The sequence below is a fragment of the Methanothermobacter thermautotrophicus genome (assembly GCF_014889545.1).
Lineage (GTDB): Archaea > Methanobacteriota > Methanobacteria > Methanobacteriales > Methanothermobacteraceae > Methanothermobacter > Methanothermobacter thermautotrophicus_A.
The window spans coordinates 77,693-99,010 of sequence record NZ_QKOF01000007.1; the positions used below are offsets into that span (position 1 = coordinate 77,693).

19 protein-coding genes are annotated in these 21,318 nt (G+C 50.9%); 12 read left to right on the plus strand and 7 right to left on the minus strand.

The window, feature by feature from the left end; all coding sequences use genetic code 11:
• Window positions 1-17 precede the first annotated feature (17 nt).
• From DNK57_RS07810 to rfbB, 5 genes are all read left to right on the plus strand, one after another.
• Complete coding sequence (locus DNK57_RS07810; RefSeq protein ID WP_192962411.1) at window positions 18-719, plus strand: HAD family hydrolase; 702 nt, start codon at window positions 18-20, stop codon at window positions 717-719.
• A 116-nt stretch (window positions 720-835) separates the two neighbouring features.
• Window positions 836-1,681, plus strand: a complete 846-nt coding sequence (rfbD, locus tag DNK57_RS07815) for a dTDP-4-dehydrorhamnose reductase (protein WP_192962412.1) — start codon at window positions 836-838, stop codon at window positions 1,679-1,681.
• 17 nt (window positions 1,682-1,698) lie between these two features.
• A complete protein-coding gene (gene rfbA, locus DNK57_RS07820) occupies window positions 1,699-2,577 on the plus strand; it encodes a glucose-1-phosphate thymidylyltransferase RfbA (RefSeq protein WP_192962413.1) in 879 nt (292 codons plus the stop codon).
• The gene (gene rfbC, locus DNK57_RS07825) at window positions 2,570-3,127 is read left to right on the plus strand and encodes a dTDP-4-dehydrorhamnose 3,5-epimerase (protein ID WP_192962414.1); all 558 of its coding nucleotides are present in this window, start codon (window positions 2,570-2,572) and stop codon (window positions 3,125-3,127) included. The genes rfbA and rfbC overlap by 8 nt, the downstream gene beginning before the upstream one ends.
• 10 nt (window positions 3,128-3,137) lie before the next feature.
• Complete coding sequence (gene rfbB, locus DNK57_RS07830) at window positions 3,138-4,148, plus strand: dTDP-glucose 4,6-dehydratase (RefSeq protein WP_192962415.1); 1,011 nt, start codon at window positions 3,138-3,140, stop codon at window positions 4,146-4,148.
• A 32-nt stretch (window positions 4,149-4,180) separates the two neighbouring features.
• Here rfbB and DNK57_RS07835 read toward each other — a convergent pair whose 3' ends face one another.
• Complete coding sequence (locus tag DNK57_RS07835) at window positions 4,181-4,522, minus strand: hypothetical protein (RefSeq protein ID WP_192962416.1); 342 nt, start codon at window positions 4,520-4,522, stop codon at window positions 4,181-4,183.
• 62 nt (window positions 4,523-4,584) lie between these two features.
• Here DNK57_RS07835 and DNK57_RS07840 point away from each other — a divergent pair, with 62 nt between their 5' ends.
• The 3 genes from DNK57_RS07840 to DNK57_RS07850 all read left to right on the plus strand — a co-directional run bounded on the left by DNK57_RS07840 (window position 4,585) and on the right by DNK57_RS07850 (window position 8,016).
• Window positions 4,585-5,181, plus strand: a complete 597-nt coding sequence (locus tag DNK57_RS07840; RefSeq protein ID WP_226891209.1) for a TetR/AcrR family transcriptional regulator — start codon at window positions 4,585-4,587, stop codon at window positions 5,179-5,181.
• 81 nt (window positions 5,182-5,262) lie between these two features.
• The gene (locus tag DNK57_RS07845; RefSeq protein ID WP_226891211.1) at window positions 5,263-6,627 is read left to right on the plus strand and encodes a radical SAM/SPASM domain-containing protein; all 1,365 of its coding nucleotides are present in this window, start codon (window positions 5,263-5,265) and stop codon (window positions 6,625-6,627) included.
• 9 nt (window positions 6,628-6,636) lie between these two features.
• Entirely contained in the window at window positions 6,637-8,016 is a 1,380-nt protein-coding gene (locus DNK57_RS07850; protein WP_320056899.1) for a B12-binding domain-containing radical SAM protein, read from the plus strand.
• Between the two features lie 46 nt (window positions 8,017-8,062).
• Here DNK57_RS07850 and DNK57_RS07855 read toward each other — a convergent pair whose 3' ends face one another.
• The 6 genes from DNK57_RS07855 to uvrC form a co-directional block, all read right to left on the minus strand.
• Window positions 8,063-8,863, minus strand: a complete 801-nt coding sequence (locus DNK57_RS07855; RefSeq protein WP_192962420.1) for a hypothetical protein — start codon at window positions 8,861-8,863, stop codon at window positions 8,063-8,065.
• Entirely contained in the window at window positions 8,863-9,420 is a 558-nt protein-coding gene (locus DNK57_RS07860) for a YIP1 family protein (RefSeq protein WP_192962421.1), read from the minus strand. Before DNK57_RS07860 ends, DNK57_RS07855 begins: the two co-directional genes overlap by 1 nt.
• A 130-nt stretch (window positions 9,421-9,550) precedes the next feature.
• The gene (locus DNK57_RS07865) at window positions 9,551-10,315 is read right to left on the minus strand and encodes a slipin family protein (protein WP_192962422.1); all 765 of its coding nucleotides are present in this window, start codon (window positions 10,313-10,315) and stop codon (window positions 9,551-9,553) included.
• 256 nt (window positions 10,316-10,571) lie between these two features.
• Window positions 10,572-11,288 carry an ATPase domain-containing protein gene (locus tag DNK57_RS07870; protein WP_192962423.1) on the minus strand — a complete coding sequence of 239 codons (717 nt, stop codon included), beginning with the start codon at window positions 11,286-11,288 and terminating at the stop codon, window positions 10,572-10,574.
• Window positions 11,289-11,322: 34 nt separating this feature from the next.
• Window positions 11,323-12,570: a methanogen output domain 1-containing protein gene (locus DNK57_RS07875; RefSeq protein ID WP_192962424.1), complete on the minus strand. Its 1,248-nt coding sequence runs from the start codon at window positions 12,568-12,570 to the stop codon at window positions 11,323-11,325.
• A 200-nt stretch (window positions 12,571-12,770) separates the two neighbouring features.
• On the minus strand, window positions 12,771-14,510 hold the full coding sequence (gene uvrC / locus DNK57_RS07880; protein WP_192962425.1) for an excinuclease ABC subunit UvrC: 1,740 nt from the start codon (window positions 14,508-14,510) through the stop codon (window positions 12,771-12,773).
• A gap of 171 nt (window positions 14,511-14,681) precedes the next feature.
• Here uvrC and uvrB point away from each other — a divergent pair, with 171 nt between their 5' ends.
• From uvrB to DNK57_RS07900, 4 genes are all read left to right on the plus strand, one after another.
• Window positions 14,682-16,622 carry an excinuclease ABC subunit UvrB gene (uvrB, locus tag DNK57_RS07885; RefSeq protein ID WP_320056894.1) on the plus strand — a complete coding sequence of 647 codons (1,941 nt, stop codon included), beginning with the start codon at window positions 14,682-14,684 and terminating at the stop codon, window positions 16,620-16,622.
• A gap of 36 nt (window positions 16,623-16,658) precedes the next feature.
• Window positions 16,659-19,523 carry an excinuclease ABC subunit UvrA gene (gene uvrA / locus DNK57_RS07890; RefSeq protein ID WP_192962427.1) on the plus strand — a complete coding sequence of 955 codons (2,865 nt, stop codon included), beginning with the start codon at window positions 16,659-16,661 and terminating at the stop codon, window positions 19,521-19,523.
• Between the two features lie 317 nt (window positions 19,524-19,840).
• Window positions 19,841-20,866, plus strand: coding sequence for a sensor histidine kinase (locus DNK57_RS07895; protein ID WP_192962428.1), 1,026 nt, complete (start codon window positions 19,841-19,843; stop codon window positions 20,864-20,866).
• Window positions 20,863-21,300, plus strand: a complete 438-nt coding sequence (locus tag DNK57_RS07900; RefSeq protein WP_226891213.1) for a response regulator — start codon at window positions 20,863-20,865, stop codon at window positions 21,298-21,300. The genes DNK57_RS07895 and DNK57_RS07900 overlap by 4 nt, the downstream gene beginning before the upstream one ends.
• Window positions 21,301-21,318: the final 18 nt, after the last annotated feature.

Genomic DNA, 21,318 nt, shown 5'->3' on the forward strand with positions numbered 1-21,318 from the left:
AGTAATGGAATGATACCATGAAGACCATCATATTTGATATTGATAAGACACTCCTTGTGGGTTCCCACTGCCACTTCTACTCCTTCAGGCTGGCATTCAGGGAACTCTTTGATGTTGATGTCAGGATAGACATCGGGAACATTCAGGGGATGACCGATAAGGAGATAATATTCAGGACAGGGGCAGAACATGGCCTTGAGATTGGAGATGAAGAGTTCAGAAGGATAGTTGACAGGATATCCTGCAACTACCGGCTGAACCTTGGCAGGGATAATATAAGGGCCCTTGATGGTGCCGGAGCGGTCCTTGAGCGCCTCAGAGATGCAGGGATACCCCTTGGAGTTGTAACCGGTAACATTGAACCCGTGGCCTGGCTGAAACTGAGGGCTGCGTCCTTTGATACTCACTTCAGCTTCGGAGGCTTCGGTAATGAGGGCTGCAGCAGGGCCTCAATTCTGAGGCTGGCCCTTGAAAGAGCTTCAGGTATCTATGGAAACCTCAAAGCAGGGGATGTTATTGCCGTGGGCGACACACCCCGTGATATCGCAGCCGGCAGGGAGGTGGGTGTTACAACGGTGGGGGTTGCAACAGGCGATTTCAGCATGGATGAACTTGAGGAGGCGGGTGCAGACCACGTCCTTGAGGGACTGTTTGATGTTGATGCTTTTCTTGAGATAGCAGGGTATCCTTACCCGGTAACCTCAGAGGTTCCAAGATGATTCCTGCAACCAGATAAGGGATTTGTTATCATGAAAAATATCCTGGAGAGAATCAGGAAAATAGGGGTCTGTATGAAGATCCCTCTAACAATAAAAGACCAGAGAGAGGTGCTCAGATGAAGATCCTTATAACCGGTTCCTCAGGCATGCTTGGAGGGGACCTCGTTGATGTCCTCTCCCTGGGGCATGAGGTTGTAACTTCGGGCTCCCTTGACATTCGTGACCTTGATGGTGTTATGGAATTCCTAAGGGAGACCCGTCCAGATGTCGTTGTACATGCCGCGGCATTCACAGATGTTGACTGTGCAGAAACAGAGAGGGACACTGCATACCAGGTGAATGTGCTTGGAACCAGGAACATTGCAGCCGCGGCATCTGAGGTGGGGTCATCCATCCTTTACATATCAACGGATTACGTCTTTGACGGTGAAAAGGGTGAGGGATACCTTGAATTCGATGAACCAAACCCCATCAACTTCTATGGTAAAACAAAGTACCTCGGGGAGGTTTCGGTGCGTGAGCTTTCAGAGAGGTTCTACATCGTCAGGACATCCTGGCTGTTCGGGACGAACGGTAGGAACTTCGTGAGGACCATGATTGAACTGGCAGAGATGGGACATGAGATAAGTGTTGTGGATGACCAGTATGGCTCGCCCACCTACACCCGTGACCTTGCAGAGGCCATCGGGAAACTTGTGGAGAGGCCGGCCTACGGGGTCTACCACATCACGAATTCCGGGCAGTGCTCATGGTATGAGTTTGCCTCTGACATATTCCATGAACTCGGCATGGAAGTGCAGCTGAAACCAGTGAAAAGTCATGAATTCCCGAGGCCTGCCAGGAGACCATCATTCTCCGTCCTCAGGAACTATAACTGGTCCATGGAGGGCTTCAAACCCCTAAGGAGCTACAGGGACGCCCTGAAGGATTACCTTAAAGAGACAGGCGCCGGGAGTGAATGATGTAGTGGAGGTGAAGCATGAAGGGAATAGTTCTTGCAGGTGGCTCAGGGACACGCCTCTACCCCATAACAAGGGCTGTCTCAAAGCAGCTGCTACCAGTCTATGATAAACCAATGATATACTATCCCCTATCCGTCCTTATGCTGGCGGGTATAAGGGACATACTCGTAATATCAACACCCCGGGACCTTCCACTCTACAGGGATCTTCTGGAGGACGGCTCGCAGTTTGGGGTTAAATTCACCTACAGGACCCAGGAGGAACCCAGGGGGATTGCGGATGCATTCCTGGTTGGTAAGGACTTCATAGGGGACTCAAAGGTCGCCCTTGTTCTGGGTGATAATGTATTCTATGGACACAGGTTCAGTGAAATACTCCAGAGGGCGGCTTCACTTGATGAGGGTGCGGTAATATTCGGTTACTATGTCAAGGACCCCCGTCCCTTCGGCGTGGTTGAATTTGACAGCGAAGGAAGGGTTATATCCATTGAGGAGAAACCATCAAGGCCTAAATCAAATTACGTAGTACCTGGCCTCTACTTCTATGATAACCAGGTTGTTGAGATCGCTGAAAGGATAGAACCCTCAGATAGGGGGGAACTTGAAATAACATCAATCAATGAGGAGTACCTCAGGATGGGTAAACTCAGGGTCGAGCTCATGGGTCGTGGTATGGCCTGGCTGGATACAGGGACCCATGACGGCCTCCTTGAGGCAAGCAGTTTCATAGAAACAATACAGAAGAGGCAGGGATTCTACATTGCATGCCTGGAGGAGATCGCCTACAACAACGGCTGGATCACCAGGGAGGATGTGCTTGAAATGGCTGAAAAGCTTGAAAAAACAGATTACGGTAAGTACCTCAGGGACCTTGCGGAGGGGAACTTCCATGGGTGAATTCAGGTTCAGAAAAACCCGCCTCGATGGCGCCTTCATCATAGAACCAGAGGTGTACATGGACGACAGGGGATACTTCATGGAGACCTTCAATGAGGCCATATTCAGGGAGAATGGCCTTGAAGTCAGTTTTGTGCAGGACAACGAGTCGATGTCGGTTCGGGGAGTCCTCAGGGGGCTGCACTTCCAGAGAAAGAAGCCCCAGGGAAAACTTGTCAGGGTGATAAGGGGTGAAATATTTGATGTTGCGGTGGACCTCAGGAGGGACTCAGAGACCTACGGGGAATGGGCTGGCGTCAGGCTCTCAGATGAGAACAGGAGGGAGTTCTTCATCCCCGAGGGATTTGCACATGGATTTCTGGCCCTCTCAGATGAGTGCATAGTTAACTACAAGTGCACCGAGCTCTACCACCCGGAGTATGACTCCGGTATCCCCTGGGACGACCCCGACATTGGAATAGACTGGCCCCTTGAAATGGTTGACGACCTTATAATCTCAGAGAAGGACAGGAACTGGAAGCCACTGAGGGAGAACCCTGTATACCTGTGAGGAGATCTGAATGGACAGGATTCTTGTAACTGGTGGGGCCGGTTTCATCGGGAGCAACTTCATAAGGTACATGCTCCAGGAACATCCCTACCAGATAATAAACCTTGACGCCCTCACCTACTGCGGAAACCTTGAGAACCTCAGGGGGGTTGAGGATGACCCCCGCTACACGTTTGTGAGGGGGAGCATAACCGACAGAAAACTCGTGGATGGCATCATAAAGGACGTGGACGCTGTTATTAACTTTGCGGCGGAGTCACATGTCGACCGGAGCATCGAGGATCCCGGGATATTCCTAAGGACCAATGTCCTGGGAACTCAGACACTGCTGGAGTCCTCAAGGAGACATGGAGTTGAAAGGTTCATACAGATCTCAACCGATGAGGTCTATGGTTCACTGGAGAAGGGCTACTTCACAGAGGAGACCCCACTGGCGCCCAACAGCCCCTACTCTGCCAGCAAGGCCTCTGCGGATCTCATGGTAAGGGCTTATCACAGGACCTATGGCCTGCCGGTTAATATAACCCGCTGCTCAAACAACTATGGGCCCTACCAGTTCCCGGAGAAACTCATACCCCTAATGATAACAAATGCCCTTGAGAATAAGCCGTTGCCTGTCTATGGTGACGGAATGAATGTCAGGGACTGGATACATGTCCAGGACCACTGCAGGGCAGTTGACCTTGTCCTGCACAGGGGACGTGCGGGTGAGGTCTACAATATAGGTGGTAACAGTGAGAGGAGGAATATAGAGATCGTTGAGCTGATAGTGAGGGAACTTGGCAGGGACGAATCCCTCATAAGGTTCGTTGAGGACCGCCCGGGCCATGACCGGAGATATGCAATCGATGCGAGTAAGATAAGGAATGAACTTGGATGGAAGCCCCTTTACTCCTTTGAGGAGGGTATAAGAGAGACCATAAGGTGGTACATTGATAACAGGGAATGGTGGGAGAATATAAAAAGCGGGGAGTACCTGAGGTACTATGAGAGGATGTACGGTGGTAGACTCAGGGATTAATTTTTTAATTAGGGTTATTCCTGATATCCAGGTTAATCCCTTTGAGATCTCTGTGAAATTAGGTTTCTGATCTCATCCAGGTTAATCTCTATGAATCTCCTGCTCGAGGGGTCTGCGAGTATCTCCAGCTGCTTTTTTCCTGTTTTCTGGTGGGCAGCCCCAAGGATATCCTGGATATCAGAGACATCCATTTCAAGGACGGCCCTCACCCTCTCCCTTTCATATTCTGATAGCTGTGAATAGCCCTCGATTATCTGTGATCTGAATTTAGAGGCCAGATTTGTCCCTCCACGAGCCCAGCGCCTGAGAAGGAATGAAGGGACCCTTGTGAAGAGTTCAAGGGATTCAATAACATCTTCCTCGGTTATTTTCATGTTAATCTCTGTGGCGATAATTTTATATAACACTAACCCCCAGAATGTTAGTAAGTGCTTACATGCGTGGTATCATGGTCTCCACAGAGAATAGAATAACCGACGCTGCAAGGGAACTGTTCATAAAAAAGGGATACAGGGGTACAACTACCCGGGAAATTGCATCCCGGGCCGGTGTGAGTGAAGTAACAGTCTTCAGGAAATTTGGATCCAAGAAAAACCTTCTAAAAAGGATAATGGATGAGAGCATCGAAAGGATATCACCGGCCCTCCAAGTCCTTGAGGGAGATGGTGAACCCCGTGATGTGCTGGAGGAGGTCAGCCAGCAGCTTGTAAGGGTAATGGTCCGGGAGAAGATTGACCTTCTATTCGTGATGATGGTAGAGAGGGAACTTGAAGAACACGGCTTTGAGGAGTGGGAGATCCCTGACTCAGCTGGCAGATTGATATACGATTCAATTGAGGGTTACCTCAGGAAGAAGATCAGGGAGGGATCCATAAGAGCCGTGGATCCAGGGACAGTCGCAGAGATGATGATAAGTTACATCTCCCATGCAAGCCTCAGTTCACACTTCCGTGGACATGAAACACCTGCAGCAGGGAGGTTCATAGACATACTCTGGGAGGGCATAGGAGGAGGTGGTATGATTAAGGGATAGTTCCAGGGGGACCTTAGGGACCTTATAGGTACATTCAGAAGGGTTGCTGAAAACCCGGCTTCAAGAATCCTTCTAAAGCATATGATGGGGGAGTGCCGGAAGGACAGAGCTCCCCGGATAGAGAGTGCCCTGAGACACTTCCTCCATGACGATGAATGCTGCTTCGAGTGCAGGGTGCTCTCCAGTATCCTCGGCCTAATAGTGAGCAGAGGAGCAGAGGCCTTTGGCGTGAATGAGGATGATATAAAGGAACAGATGCATGATCCCCACTGGTTGAGGGGCCTCATCAGCGTCCTCCAGGGCATCGGGTTCTTCGGTGTCAGCAGACCCTTCATACCTGGAGCCCCATTCCAGGTGGTGTGGAACATTACAGGGCGTTGCAACCTGAAATGCAAGCACTGCTACGAATACGCCGGTAATAGTTCACATGAAATGGAAGTCACTGAAGGTCTCAGAGTTATAGACACCCTCGCAGATGCAGGCGTAACATCCCTTGCCTTTTCAGGTGGAGAGCCCGGAATACACCCCGGCATAATCGAATACATCTCCCGGTCCCATGAGAAGGGCATGTACACCGCCATGGCAACCAATGGCTACATTTTCAGTGACAGTAAGCTCTGCAGTAAATTCGTTGATGCTGGCCTGCAGTTTGTACAGATAAGCATCGATTCCATGAGGCCAGAGGTCCACGACAGATTTCGTGGTGTTAATGGCTCATGGGAGAGGGCCTGCAAGGCCGTTAAAAACTTCTCAGAGTATGACATCTTTGTGGAGGTTGCAACCACTGTAACCTCAGAAAACTGTATGCACCTGTCAGGAATGGCTGAATTTTTCCATGAACTGGGTGCAGACTGGTTCATGCTCTACAATTTCATCCCGGCTGGCAGGGGAAATGAAAACCGCCAGCTGGACATAAGCCCTGAAGAGAGGTACAGGGTCCTCTGTGACGCCTACTACAGTAACCTCCGTGGAAAAATCCAAGTCCTTTCAACAGCGCCACAGTTCGCACCAGTCGCAGCAGATCTAAGCGAGCATAAGACGATAATACCCACCCACTTCTATAATCCTGAATACACAGAGGAAACACTCCATCTGGCAGAATTTATTGGTGGATGTGGCGCTGGAAGATTCTACCTGAGCATCGAACCGGATGGTGATATCTATCCCTGCGTATTCTTCCCCCACCATGAGGACCTGCGTGTGGGCAACATTCTCGAAGACGACTTTGAAGATTTATGGAAGAACAACAGGATCCTCAAGAGCCTCAGGGACAGGGATGAACTCAAAGGTCACTGCGGGTCATGTGAATCCAGATACATCTGCGGCGGCTGCAGGGCACGCGCCCTATCCTATCTTGGGGACATCAATTCACCGGACCCTGGCTGTGTGAAGAACACTGGGGAATGGTTCAGGATCTGTGGAGAAAAGCAAAATGGTGGTGTTTAATTGGACGTTGTGCTTATAAACCCCGAGGACCGGACAGCTGTTAAGAATAAACTGGGCTTTGTTTTGCCACCCCTCAACCTGATGTACCTTGGAGCCGCCCTTGAAAGCGCATCCTTCACTGTTAAGATAATCGACGATGACCTTAAGAGGATGGGAGCTGAGGGGGTTGCCAGAATAGTTGAAAGGATCAACCCACTCATTGTGGGAATAACAGCAACCACTGCAACGATAAAGACGTCCCTCGAGTACGTAAGGGCCATAAAGAATCGTTTACCCGAGGTCCTGACAGTTATAGGGGGGCCACATCCCACATTTCTCCCCGTGGATACCCTCAAGGACTGCAGGGACCTTGATGTTGTTGTAATGGGCGAGGGTGAGGCCACCATCGTGGACCTTGCAGAGGCCTGTGAAAGGGGAGGATGCCTTGATGGTGTAGCAGGTATCACCTACCGTACGGGTGACAGGATAAAGACAACCGGGCCCAGGGCCCTAATAGAGGACCTTGACAGTATCCCCTTCCCTGCAAGGCATCTGGTACCCTTCAGGGACTATGAAACCTCCAGCCAGGACGCCGGCGGGATGATAACCAGTCGCGGCTGTGTCTACCCCTGCAGGTACTGCTCATCATCCCTCATAATGGGTAAGAAGTTCAGGTTCAGGAGCCCGGAGAACGTTGTTGATGAGGTTGAGGAACTTGTGGAGGTCTACGGCCTGCATGATATAGCATTCCTTGACGACACCTTCATGCTACACAGGCCCCGTGCCAGGAAGATCTCTGAGGAGATACAGAGGAGGAACCTTGATGTGAGCTTTGTCACGTCCTCCAGGGTTGACATGGTCCAGGAGTCCCTTCTAAGGGACCTCAAGGCCGCCGGTATGAGCACAATATACTATGGTGTTGAATCAGGGTGTCAGCGCGTCCTTGATATGATGAAAAAGGGCATAACCGTGAAGCAGGCAGAGGATGCTGTGAGGGTCACCAAGAAGCTTGGTGTGGACGTCATAACATCCTTCATCCTGGGATACCCCGGTGAAAAACCCGCAGAGATGGACCGGACCATAGACTTTTCAATAAAGCTTGACCCTGACTACAGCCAGTACTCAATACTGACCCCATTCCCGGGCACTCCAATCTACGCCGAGCTCAAGAGCCAGGGACTCATTGAAGATGACTGGGAGAATTACACCGTCATAAAGCCTGTTATAAAATACGAGAAGCTGGGTCTGAGCCGTGAGCTCATCCAGAAAAAACTTGTGAAGGCCTACCTGAAATTCTATTCAAGGCCACGTTACCTCATTAAGCACAGCTACATGATACGCGTATTCTTCGAAACCCTCTACAGGACCTACATCGAGCCAAAGATCCCCTTTAAAAAGATTGAAGGGTGAATGGGTTTATGGAACTGCAGATATGAGGGGGTGAAAAATGGGGGGTTCATGCCATCGGCATCCTGAAAACCCCCACATTAACACCTCCCAGGCCCACACGATTTATGATGTCAATTTTCCCTGATCCTTCAAGTTCAAGGTAGCCTGTTGAATTCCTTATAACCCTGAAACCTGCCGGTTCAAATGCGATGCCACCGTAATCCACTGAACCAGTGATTCTAAGGATGTTGTCAGGGGAAATGGCCAGGGAAGTCCCCCCCATGGTTACATTGGTGCTCATATTACCGCTGGCCCTCAGATTCTGATGAAGGTCTGCTATGTAGAAACCGCCGGTGTTAACATTGAAGGAGGCGTTCCTGAAGGTGGAATTTCCGATTAACACTGTCCCTCCCCCTGCGTACTGGATAGTCAAATTGAGGTTCTCTATCCTTGAATCATTGGCGAGTACAACCCTGAATCCACCTGTCCTGGTTTTAAGGGTGATATTGTAGATGTACCCGTTTGATAGCATTATCCTTGCACTGGCGGTGTCCATTGTAATGTTCAGGTTCAGGTTTTCACCATTCACTGTATGGTTAACCATGGGCCGCGGACTGCCAGAGCTCCTCTCTGTCTCAACGGTGTAAACACTCCCTGATGTGTTTGTAAATTCAAGGTCCACGCCGCTGGCATTTGATTCCAGGTTCACATTCACATACCTGACACCGGATACCTCACTTGAGTTAAGTGTGAAGTTCTCAGTCACAGCCTCATCTGACCGCGGCAGGAGCGATGCTGCAGATGCAACGATAAATGCAGCCACCAGTATGATGAGGAGTACTGCCCCTGCAATATTCATTCTGTCCATCATAACACCCCCAGAATCATCATCAGAACGGTTACCACAACTGCTGGAAGTGCAAATACTGATAGAAAGGCCCTTCCATAGCCTATCCCATGCTCAGCATCCACTGCAGCAACAGCAGTGGTAATGGTCCATATGTACATCACCACCATGAGGGCTGTGGATGTGAAGATTGTTCCCCAGAGTATCAGGGTCATGAAGGCGAATATTCCAACCACGAAGGGGGCCGCTGCAAAGCCCATCATCTTAAGGGTCCCTGAGAATGTCCCTACTCCACTGAAAACCCTGGATGCGACTATATGGGATATCAGTGCCCATAAAATGAGTTTTATGAATGAAACAATCAGCACAGCAACTGCAAAGAACACAGGCACCAGAATGCCTGCCCCTGTTACAGCTGAGACCACACCTCCAAGCATGTACCCTAGAAAGGCTGCGAGGAAAACGTACAGGTAGAGACCCTGCCCTTGAAGTCCCCTCTCCCGGACCCTCCTGAAGGCCTCCTCGGGTGATACAAGGACAAGTATCATGTCCCTTGAAAAGTTCATTATTCTGTTCAAGACTTAACCTCCTACCTAATCTCAAATTTCCTGGTTATATCCACTAAAGCATCTCAAAAATAATTCTGTTTATACGCTTCACAATTCTGATCTGCTATCACCCCATTTTCAGGAAGAAATAATGAAATGACTATTCAACCTCCCTTTCAATGAATTCCTTCACGTCCCTGATGCCTGACATGAACTGGGCAGGGAATACTATGGTTGAATTCTTTTCCGTGGCTATTTCAGCGAGGACCTGTAGATTTCGCAGTTGAAGGGCCACTGGATGTTTCTCAATCACGTCGGCGGCCTCTCCAAGCTTTGCTGCTGAGAGGTATTCTCCCTCTGCAGTGATTATCTTGGCACGTTTTTCCCTTTCAGCCTCTGCCTGTTTTGCCATTGCCCGCTGCATCCCTTCAGGGAGCTTTATATCCTTTATCTCCACGGTTGTTACGTTTATACCCCATGGTTCGCTGTGCTCATCTATCATCTCCTTTATCTTCTCATTTATCCTGGCTGTTTCTGAGAGGACTTCGTCGAGGGCAAACTGGCCTATGACGTTCCTCACCGTGGTCTGTGAGATCTGGTTAACAGCTCCGTAATAGTCCTCAATTGCAACAACTGCCCTTAGAGGGTCAGAGACCTTGAAGTAGGCAACGGCGGCCACATCTATTGAAACGTTGTCCTGTGTTATTATCTTCTGGGAGGGTATGGGCATCGTAACTATTCGAAGCGAAACCTTTACCATCCTATCGATGACCGGGATTATTATGCGGAGGCCAGGTTCCCTGACTCCTATAACCTTTCCCAGTCTAAAAACAATCCCCCTCTCGTACTGTTTAACTATCTTCAGGCTCATGGCCAGAATAGCGATTATAATAGCTACCAGCAATCCTGCAATTAATGGATCCATAAGCACCTCCCCCTCGATTTCTTATATATTTCTTTGAACCCAATCTATATCTAGATTTTGGTATCTGTTTCATTCGTTATAGGTAAACATAAAGAATAATATAATAATGTAATATATAAATTTATCTAATTATTATGATCTTCGTTATGTGTCAATCAGAGTTATTGGACATGGGCAGGATCCTTAGTTATGCCAATTAAATTAGAGTTATTGGACAAAAAGAAAGAGCCCACAGCAGATCTGAACCTGATTGGAGTTATTCCTCAGGGTTCTCAATAACCTCAATGCCCCTGTCTGATATGGTGTAGGGTATGAACTCGATGGGAGTCCTCGTACTCCTCATCTTGATGATATCCATGACCCTCTCCCTTCTTCCTGTGTAGGGGTTCTCCCTCTTTATCAGCCTTATGGCCCCGTAAACTGAGTAGAGGGCTATATCATTGAACTCCCCCGAGGTGGCGCTGTCAAGGATTATCATGGAAGTGATGTCCCTCCCTTTGAGTTCATAGATGAGGAGGTCGAACTGGTCCCTGAACTCATCCGTTGTGAGCTTCTCTGTGTGGCTACCTATACTGTCTATTATGAGGACCTCGGTGTCATCTGGAATCTCTGCAAGTATCTTTTTGAGGTTCCCCTTGACAGATTCAATCCCGATGGATATCTCAGCCTCTGTAAGCCTGGCCCTTATTGCAGATAAACCGATAATCCTCAGTTCACCGGATTCAAGGAGGTCACCGATCTCCCATCCAAGGGACGCGCACTGTATCCTCAGGTCAGTTTCATCCTCCTCTGTTGTTATGTATATGGTTTTAAGACCAGTTCTGGCGCTCTGAATGGCGAACTGGAGGGCCATTATGGTCTTACCGGATCCCGGGTCACCGGTTACGAGGATGCTCCTCCCCTTCGGGTAGCCCCCTATTATATCATCAAGCCCCTTAATCCCCGTACCTGTACGTGATATTCTCTCTTCCATCCTTTAAACCCCCCATTTTTTGCGAAAATTTGAACTATACCAGGTGAAACTCGAAGGTGAGGTTCTCATCCCGGCTTCTGAGGCTTGAGGTCTGTATGACACTACCCTTTATACCGGTCCAGGTGAAGCTCCTCATCAGCATGGCCCTGAATATAAGGGAAAATATGGGGTTCTGTCTGGCCTCATTGATCCAGGGAAACGTCTTGAATTCAAGTATGTACCTCGGCTTCTCACCTCTGAGCTCGGTTTCAATACCAAGGTTCCTGAGGAAACCAGATATCCACTTTATGTAGGCATCAAAGACCCTCAAGGATTTCCTACCTGCCCTTATATCATCCAGAACACCCAGTTTTTCCATGGTCCTCTGAAAGTTTGGTTTGAGGTTCTTCTCGAATCTATCAGCAAAGTTCTTTATTATGGCATTTCTGAGGTGTGGTGGTATGGAGGATGCGAATACAGGGACCGCCGAGACAACAAAGCCGTAGAGCTCAGCCTTTGACCTTTCCCGTATCAGCTCCTCCCTCTGCCTCTCAGCCTCCAGGCGGTCTGTGATGTCATGGCCTATTACCTGGAGGAGGTTCTTCTCTGATGCTGTTTCAATCCTGGTTGAATGTATCTCAAAGAAGCGCCTCCTGCCCCTGTGGTCAGTGAATTCAATTTCAACGACCTCATGATCGGAATTAAAAAGTTCAAGAATCTTTTTAAGCCTAATTTCAGATATCAGACCCCTCTTCTGAAGCAATGAAAGCTTTTTACCCTTCAGCTGTTTTCTTTCAAGTCCTGTGAGTTCCTCAACAGACCTGTTTACAAAGAGTATCCTTGAGTCAGAGTCCATGAGGATTATGGGGTCAGGGGATGCTTCAAGCAGGGCCCTGTATCTCTCCTCGCTTTCACGGAGTTTGCTGTCCATTTTGTGCTTGTACAGAGCAATCTCAATGGCGCTGTGGAGTTCCCGGTCCTCGAAGGGCTTTATTATGTAACCGAAGGGTTCTGTGAGCTTTGCGCGGCTCAGGGTCTTCTCATCAGAGTAGGCTGTGAGGTATACGGCCGGGATGTTAAGCTCCTCCCTTATAATCTCTGCCGCCTCTATACCATCCATTTCACCCTTCAGGACGATGTCCATGAGGACCAGGTCCGGTTTCTCCTCACGCGCAAGCCTTATAGCATCCTCACCCGAAGCAGCGATTCCCACAACCCGATAGCCAAGGCCCTCAGCCCTGTGCTTGATGTCCATGGCCACTATGCTCTCATCCTCAACAACAAGCAAACTTGTAGGTGACATTTAATCCTCCACAGCATAATATTTAATCATGATCCTGACTTTAGAGTTATATAACATCGGGCGTCTTTTCATCCAGATATTAAGACACACCCCTCAGTTAGGATATTAATATGTGATCAATCATTATAAATAATTTGCTGAAATCCCCCCTTTCAGTCTTTAAGAAAACCATAGCTCATTGGGGGATCAGGTGCCGGGATTTAGCCATTCTGGTCTCCTCTGAGGTGCCTGTGTATCCTCTCTGCAACCTCACGGGTCATCCCTGGGATGGAGGCCAGCTCCTCCACGGTGGCATCCCTCACACCATCAAGGCTTCCGAAGTGCTCAAGGAGGGCCCTCTTTCTTGCAGGACCAACACCCCTTATACCGTCAAGTTCCGATTCAAGGGAATCCCTCTCCCTTATCCTCCTGTGATACTTGACAGCAAACCGGTGGGCCTCGTCACGCAGGTGCCTGAGGATCTGCAGTGCACCATCAGATACATCAACGGGTCCTGATATGCCTGGAAGGTAGACCTCTTCCCTCTTCTTGGCTATACCCACAACCGGCACATTAACCCCGCAGGATTTAAGGGCCTCAAGGGCTGCCCCCAGCTGACCCTTCCCCCCATCTATCAGTACAAGGTCAGGCTTCCTGAGGTCAGGGCTGGAGTACCTCCTCTCAACGAGTTCCCTCATCATTGCATAGTCGTCGGGCCCTGGAGTTGAAATTCTGTACCTGCGGTAGGATCCAGGGGATGGTTTACCATCGATGAAAACGGCGACCGAGCCTGTTGCAGATTCACCTGCAATGTTTGAGATGTCAAGGCCCTCCATTCTCCTGGGTATACCCGGGAGCCTGAGGTCATCCTTGAGCTGGAGGAGGGCGTCCCGGACCCTTCCCTTCTGTTTCAGTATCACCGACGCATTCTTCCAGGCGATGTTGAGGAGCCTGCGGCCGGCTCCGCCCTCAGGGGAGTGTATCCTCACAGCATCCCCCCTGAGCTCAGAGAGCCACTCCTCTATGACATCATCCTCCACAGGGTACTGGGTGAGTATCTCTGAGGGCACCCTGCGGGGTATGGCGTAGTACTGCTTGAGGAAGGCCTCAAGGATTTCGGTCCGGGGGGCTGAGCCCCTGAGGAGGAAGTCGTCCTTTCCTGTGATCTTACCGTCACGTATCTGGAGGACCACAACAGCTGATGTATCCCCATCCCTCTCGAGGGCCACTATATCCTGGTCAATGGAGTCTGTGAAGGATGCGTGCTGTCTCTCCATGACCTCCCTTATGGATTCTATCTGGTCCCTGATCCTGGCTGCCCTCTCAAATTCAAGTTTATCTGCAGCCTCCCTCATCTCCTCCTCAAGCACCTCAATAACGTCCCTGTAGCGTCCCTGGAAGAAGAGGTCGACCTTCTCTATGATCTCCCTGTATTCTTCCCTGCTGATCCCACCATCACATGGGGCGTAACATAGGTCTATCTGGCTGTTGAGGCATGGCCCGTCCATCCTCCTGCAGCTCCTTATCCTGAAGAGTGACTTTATGAGTTTCAGGGTCCTCCGGACCGCCCCGGTATCTGTGAAGGGCCCGTAGTACCTTGCACTGTCCTTCCCTATGGTTCGAACTATGAGGACCCGCGGGTATTCCTCATCCGTTATCTTGATGAAGGGGTACCTCTTATCGTCCTTCAGACGGACATTGTAGGGGGGCCTGTACCTCTTTATGAGGTTGGACTCAAGGATGAGGGCCTCCTTCTCGTTTTCGGTCAGGATGTACTCTATGCTCTCAAGGTGCCTCATCATGATCCTCAGACGGGGGTTCTCCTGTTCCCTGAAGTAGGATGAGACCCTCTTCCTTATGGAGATGGACTTACCAACATAGAGGACCCTGTTGTCCCTGTCACGGAATATGTAGACGCCTGTGGCATCAGGAAGCTTCTCTGGATCCTTAAACCTCGTCAATTTATCATTACCATCCTCTAATTAATGTTTAAAAGAAGTCAGTGGATCATCTCAGGTAACTTAACCCATGATTTTTTCTGGACCCGGTTTCTATTATAATGGCAAAGGTATATATAAGTTGACCCTGAAATATAGTTTCACAATAAATGAGGTTCTTATTTTAAGTGATTTGTGATGAAGTTTAAACTGGTATCAGAGTACAGACCCCTCGGGGATCAGCCAGAGGCTATAAGGTCCCTTGTTAACGGTATAAAATCCGGGATGAGGGAGCAAACCCTCCTGGGGGTCACTGGTTCAGGCAAGACCTTCACGGTGGCCAATGTGATTGCAGAGGTCCAGAAGCCCACCCTGGTAATATCCCACAACAAGACCCTGGCGGCGCAGCTCTACGAGGAGTTCAGGGAGTTCTTCCCTGAGAACGCCGTGGAGTACTTCGTGAGCTACTATGACTTCTACCAGCCGGAGGCCTACATACCCCAGACAGACACCTACATAGACAAGGAGGCGTCCATAAACGACGAGATAGACAGGATGAGGCACTCGGCAACCCAGGCCCTCCTCTCCAGGGACGACGTCATCGTGGTGTCCAGTGTCTCCTGCATCTATGGTATAGGTGCACCGGCAGACTACGGTGAATTCACCCTCCACCTCGAGGTCGGCTCCAGCCCCGGCAGGGAGGAGGTGCTGGAGGGCCTCATCAAAATGCAGTACGAGAGAAACGATGTCGAATTTGACAGGGGACAGTTCCGGGTCCGCGGTGACACCCTGGAGATCAACCCAGTCCATGGGACACCACCCATAAGGATAGAATTCTTTGGCGATGAGATAGATTCCATATCAACTGTCCACAGGGTCACCGGCAGAAGGATACAGAAACTGGACCGTGTAACCATATTCCCGGCCAAGCACTTCGTGATACCCGAGGACAGGCTCCAGAGGGCGATAGAGTCAATAGAGGCGGAACTTGAGGAGAGATTAAGCGAACTTAAAGCCCAGAACAAACTCCTGGAGGCCCAGAGGCTGGAGCAGAGGACAAGATTCGACATGGAGATGCTGAGGGAGATGGGCTACTGCCAGGGCATAGAGAACTACTCGATGCACCTCAGCGGGAGGAAGTGGGGTGAGAAACCAAACACGCTCCTGGACTACTTCCCTGAGGACTTCCTCACAGTCATAGACGAGTCCCATGTGACTGTACCCCAGATAAGGGGCATGTACAACGGTGACCGGGCAAGGAAGGACACCCTGGTGGAGTACGGCTTCAGACTACCCAGCGCCAGGGAGAACAGACCACTACGCTTCGACGAGTTCCAGGAGAGCGTGAACCAGGTGATCTATGTCTCTGCAACCCCTGGAAGGTATGAGCTCTCAAGGAGCCAGAACATCGTCGAACAGATCATAAGGCCCACCGGCCTGGTGGACCCTGAGGTCAAGATAAGGCCAGTTAAGGGGCAGGTGGATGACCTCCTCTCTGAGATAAGGAGGCGGGTTGAGCGGGGTGAGAGGGTCCTTGTAACCACCCTCACAAAGAGGATGGCCGAGGACCTCACAGACTACTACTCAAGGGTCGGTGTGAAGGTCAGGTACCTCCACTCCGAGATAGACACCCTCGAGCGTGTTGAGATCATAGACGACCTCCGGAGGGGAGAATTCGACTGCCTGGTGGGTGTTAACCTCCTCAGGGAGGGCCTGGACCTTCCGGAGGTGTCCCTGGTGGCGATACTCGATGCAGACAAGGAGGGCTTCCTGAGGTCAGAGACCTCACTTATACAGACAATCGGGAGGGCCGCCAGGAACGTTAACGGCGAGGTGATCATATACGCCGACAGGCTCACAGACTCGGTGATGGCGGCGGTTGAGACGACCAACAGGAGAAGGAAGCTGCAGATGGAGTACAACCGCAGGCACGGCATAGAACCGAGGAGTACACGGAGGACCCTCAGGGAGAAGAAGAAGGACCCTGAGGAGCTGAAGGTGGATGATATACCAGGCCATGAACTTGAGGACATAATAAGGGACCTTGAGGTAGAGATGAGGGAGGCTGCAAGGAACCTTGAATTTGAGAGGGCCGCCAGGATCAGGGACCAGATAATGTCCCTGAGGGACAGTTAAACAATTTTGAGTCATCAATGGGAGATACTGAGGATTATGAGTGGTAAAATAGTCATTAAGGGTGCAAGGGAGCACAACCTTCAGAACGTGGACCTTGAACTTCCACGTGATAAATTCATTGTCATAACAGGCATAAGCGGGTCAGGGAAGTCATCACTGGCCTTTGACACAATATACGCTGAGGGGCAGCGCAGGTACGTGGAGTCCCTCTCAGCCTATGCAAGGCAGTTCCTGGGGCAGATGAAGAAGCCTGAGATGGACTACATTGAGGGGCTGTCACCAGCCATTTCCATAGACCAGAAGACGACCCGGGTCAACCCCAGATCAACGGTGGGGACAATAACAGAGATCTATGACTACCTGAGGCTCCTGTTTGCAAGGATAGGTAAACCCCACTGCTACCTCTGCGGCAGGGAGATAGAGCAGCAGACCTCGACCCAGATAGTGGACAGGATAATGGATGACGGTGAGGGTGAACGGATAATAATACTCGCCCCTGCAGTCAGGGACCGGAAGGGGGAGCACCAGCGGGTATTCGAGAGGCTCAGGGAGCAGGGCTTCGTAAGGGTCCGGGTCGACGGTGAGATACACGACCTTGAAGAGGAATTCCACCTCGACAGGAACAGGAAGCACTCGATTGATGTCGTTGTGGACAGGCTGATTGTGAGGAGGGACACAGAGTTCAGGAAGAGGCTGGCGGACTCCATTGAAACAGCCCTCCAGCTGGGGGAGGGGACCGTCAGGGTCCTCAACCATGACACAGGCGAGGAGAGGATCTACAGTGAACACTTCGCATGCCCTGACTGTGGCATAAACTTTGAGGAGATCAGCCCCAGGATGTTCTCATTCAACAGTCCACACGGTGCCTGCCCTGAGTGTAATGGTCTCGGAAGCAAACTTGAGATCGACCCAGACCTTGTGGTGCCCTACCCTGAACGCTCAATAAACGAGGGCGCCATTGTGCCCTGGAGCAGATCAGGGAAGAAGGATAACTACTACCACCAGATGCTGAGGGCGGTGGCCGAGCACTACGGCTTCAGCCTGGACACCCCCTTCAGGGACCTGGAAGAGGAACACAGGAGAATCATCCTATACGGGAGTGATGAGAAGATACAGTTCGTATTCCAGAGAAAAAACAGGACCTACCGGGTGAACCGGCGCTTCGAGGGCGTAATACCCCGCATGGAGAGGATATACATGGAGACCAAGTCCAACTACATGAGGACATATATAGGTAAGTTCATGAGCAACCATGCCTGTCCGGTATGCGGGGGAAGCAGACTCCGCCCGGAGAGCCTCTCAGTAACCATCAACGGAAGATCAATACATGACGTCGTTGAGATGTCGATAAGGGAGGCCCATGACTTCTTCGAATCCCTGAGGCTCACTGAAAGGGAGGAGTACATAGCAAGGGAGGTCCTCAAGGAGATAAGGGAGAGGCTGCGCTTCCTTATCGATGTGGGCCTGGATTACCTCACCCTATCAAGGTCATCCGGAACCCTCTCAGGGGGCGAGGCCCAGAGGATAAGGCTCGCCACCCAGATAGGCTCCGGCCTCGTGGGGGTCCTCTACATCCTGGATGAGCCCAGCATAGGACTCCACCAGAGGGACAACAGGAGACTCATAGAGACCCTCAAGAGGCTCAGGGACCTTGGAAACACCCTCATAGTTGTGGAACACGACGAGGAAACAATCCTATCAGCAGACCACGTTGTCGACATCGGCCCGGGCGCCGGTGAACACGGAGGCCGCGTGGTTGCAGAGGGAACCCCCGGGGAGATAATGGAGGACCCTGATTCACTTACAGGGGCCTACCTCTCAGGCAGGGAAACAATACCCATACCAGAGCTCAGGAGGAGGCCATCAGGAAAGTACATAACCGTGAGGGGTGCGGCAGAGAACAACCTCAGAGAAATCGACGTCAGGATACCCCTGGGGGTCTTCACCTGTGTCACAGGGGTCTCAGGGTCAGGGAAGAGCACACTCGTCAATGACATACTCTACAGGGGCGTCTATGAGAGGCTCAACCACAAGCACATGAACGCCGGGAGGCACACCGACATTGAGGGCCTCCAGCACATCGACAAGGTCGTGATGATAGACCAGTCACCCATAGGCAGAACACCACGCTCAAACCCGGCAACCTACACAGGGGTGTTCACCCACATAAGGGAACTCTTTGCCCAGACCCCTGAGGCCAGGAAGAGGGGCTACAGGCCCGGCAGGTTCAGCTTCAACGTCAAGGGCGGGCGATGCGAGGCCTGCAGCGGGGACGGTATAATCAAGATAGAGATGCACTTCCTGGCAGACGTCTACGTCCCCTGTGAGGTGTGCAGGGGCAGGAGATACAACGAGGAGACCCTTGAGATACGCTACAGGGGCAGGAACATCGCCGAGGTCCTTGACATGACCGTGGAGGAGGCCCTTGAATTCTTTGAGAACATACCCCAGGTGAGGAGGAAGCTCCAGACCCTCTATGATGTGGGCCTTGGCTACATAAAACTCGGGCAGCCAGCAACCACCCTCTCAGGTGGTGAGGCCCAGAGGGTGAAACTTGCGAAGGAGCTCAGCAGGAGGAGCACCGGCAGGACACTGTACATCCTCGATGAGCCCACCACAGGCCTCCACTTTGATGATATCAGGAAGCTGCTCAACGTCCTCGGTAGACTGGTGGATGCAGGTAACACCGCCGTGGTTATAGAACACAACCTCGACGTTATAAAGTCTGCGGATCACATCATAGACCTGGGACCCGAGGGCGGTGAGAGGGGTGGTCTTGTGGTTGCAGAGGGGACCCCGGAGGAGGTTGCTGCCTCAGGTACACACACCGGCCGGTTCCTCAGGGAGGTCCTGGGGGGAGGCAGTGAGGATGTCCCTGTTGGTCAGACGGATACAGGATGAATGAACTGAATGCAGGGGTGTCCCTGCATCATCTGTTACTGAGAACCCTGCGGCAAAATGGTGTTCCAGTGTCCTGTCTTATGTTCTGAGGGGCGTGCTGGATTATCAGCACCCCACCTCCAGTATTTTCATTTCAGCTTCACAGGCCACTGGAAAGCATGATTCTTCACTTATCTTGTTCATTCAGGAGGCAAATCTGATTTTTCTGACACCCCTTTGATCATAGATTTTTCGCTGTTTTTTGTCTCTTCTGTTTTTTAGCCATATTCAAGGAAATTTTTTTATATAATCATCGCCAGAAATTTTATGTGGTCATGATGAAGTATGAGGATATTCTGATGATTCTTGCAGCGGCCTGCCTGATGTTCTCCTTCAGCTGGCTGCATGGCATGTTACTGATTCTACCCCTGATTTCCATCCCTAAACTTTCATCAAGGACCCTTAAATGGGGTGTCCTGATATTCGCAGTTTTCGTGGCCCTCCTGATCCTCCAGCCGATGACCAGGGCAGCCGGCCTTAACATATCTGATGAGCTCTTCAGGATAGTGCTGCTGCTACTCTTCACATTCATGGTGGCTCTCCTGATCGAGAGGGTTGAGAAGGTCCGATCCCTCAGGGAACTGAACATGGAACTTAAGAAACAGGCCGAGAAACTTGAGGATGCAAACAAGGAGCTCGAAGCCTTTGCATACTCTGTCTCCCATGACCTCAGGGTCCCCCTGAGGGCCATAGACGGCTTCTCAAGGATACTCGTCGAGGACTATGAGGACAGACTCGATGATGAGGGGGTGAGGATCCTCGGGATAATAAGGGATAACACCAGGAAGATGGGTCAGCTCATAGATGACATCCTCCTCCTCTCAAGGGCAGGCAGGCAGGAGATGAACCCTGTAATGCTTGACATGAGGGAACTGGCAGAGTCAACCTTCAGGGAAATCGCCTCCCAGGAGGAGGGGCGTTCAATAGAGTTTTCAGTGGCCGACCTGCCGCCTGCAATGGCTGACCGCGCCCTCATGGGCCAGGTAATGGCTAACCTCATATCAAACGCAATAAAATTCACAAGGGACCGGGACCCCGCCGTGATAGAGGTCGGCTACATGGATGGTGGTGATGAACACATATACTATGTTAAGGATAACGGGGCCGGATTTGACATGAAGTACGTCAGTAAGCTCTTCGGACTCTTCCAGAGACTGCACAGCCAGGAAGAATTTGAGGGGACAGGAGTGGGGCTTTCAATAGTCCAGAGGATCATAAAGAGACACGGTGGAAGAGTCTGGGGTGAAGGAGAGGTTGATGGTGGTGCAACAATGTACTTCACACTTCCAAAGGTGATGAAATGATGACAGATGCAGATATACTCCTGGTTGAGGATAACCCCACAGACGCAGAACTAACCATAAGGGCCCTCAAGAAGAATAACCTTGCCAACAAGCTCCACTGGGTGAAGGATGGTGCGGAAGCCCTTGACTACATATTCGCCAGGGGCTCCTACGCTTACAGGGATCCTGAAAACCTCCCTAAACTGATCCTCCTTGACCTCAGGATGCCCAGGGTGGACGGCCTCGAGGTACTCCAGGAGATCAAGAGGAATGATTCAACCAGCAGGATCCCTGTGGTGGTCCTCACATCCTCAAAGGAGGACCGTGACATAGTGGAAAGCTATAAACTTGGGGTTAACAGCTACGTGAGCAAACCCGTGGAGTTCGATGAATTCATAAGCGCGGTTTCAACCCTTGGATTCTACTGGATGATCATAAACCAGCCCCCGGAATAATGATTTCTTAAGCTTACA

Coding starts and splice junctions, on each gene's coding strand:
- DNK57_RS07810 (WP_192962411.1), top strand. CDS start 18: ATGAAGACCATCATATTTGATATTGATAAGACACTCCTTGTGGGTTCC.
- rfbD (WP_192962412.1), top strand. CDS start 836: ATGAAGATCCTTATAACCGGTTCCTCAGGCATGCTTGGAGGGGACCTC.
- rfbA (WP_192962413.1), top strand. CDS start 1,699: ATGAAGGGAATAGTTCTTGCAGGTGGCTCAGGGACACGCCTCTACCCC.
- rfbC (WP_192962414.1), top strand. CDS start 2,570: ATGGGTGAATTCAGGTTCAGAAAAACCCGCCTCGATGGCGCCTTCATC.
- rfbB (WP_192962415.1), top strand. CDS start 3,138: ATGGACAGGATTCTTGTAACTGGTGGGGCCGGTTTCATCGGGAGCAAC.
- DNK57_RS07835 (WP_192962416.1), bottom strand. CDS start 4,522: ATGAAAATAACCGAGGAAGATGTTATTGAATCCCTTGAACTCTTCACA.
- DNK57_RS07840 (WP_226891209.1), top strand. CDS start 4,585: ATGCGTGGTATCATGGTCTCCACAGAGAATAGAATAACCGACGCTGCA.
- DNK57_RS07845 (WP_226891211.1), top strand. CDS start 5,263: ATGATGGGGGAGTGCCGGAAGGACAGAGCTCCCCGGATAGAGAGTGCC.
- DNK57_RS07855 (WP_192962420.1), bottom strand. CDS start 8,863: ATGGACAGAATGAATATTGCAGGGGCAGTACTCCTCATCATACTGGTG.
- DNK57_RS07865 (WP_192962422.1), bottom strand. CDS start 10,315: ATGGATCCATTAATTGCAGGATTGCTGGTAGCTATTATAATCGCTATT.
- DNK57_RS07870 (WP_192962423.1), bottom strand. CDS start 11,288: ATGGAAGAGAGAATATCACGTACAGGTACGGGGATTAAGGGGCTTGAT.
- DNK57_RS07875 (WP_192962424.1), bottom strand. CDS start 12,570: ATGTCACCTACAAGTTTGCTTGTTGTTGAGGATGAGAGCATAGTGGCC.
- uvrA (WP_192962427.1), top strand. CDS start 16,659: ATGAGTGGTAAAATAGTCATTAAGGGTGCAAGGGAGCACAACCTTCAG.
- DNK57_RS07895 (WP_192962428.1), top strand. CDS start 19,841: ATGAAGTATGAGGATATTCTGATGATTCTTGCAGCGGCCTGCCTGATG.
- DNK57_RS07900 (WP_226891213.1), top strand. CDS start 20,863: ATGATGACAGATGCAGATATACTCCTGGTTGAGGATAACCCCACAGAC.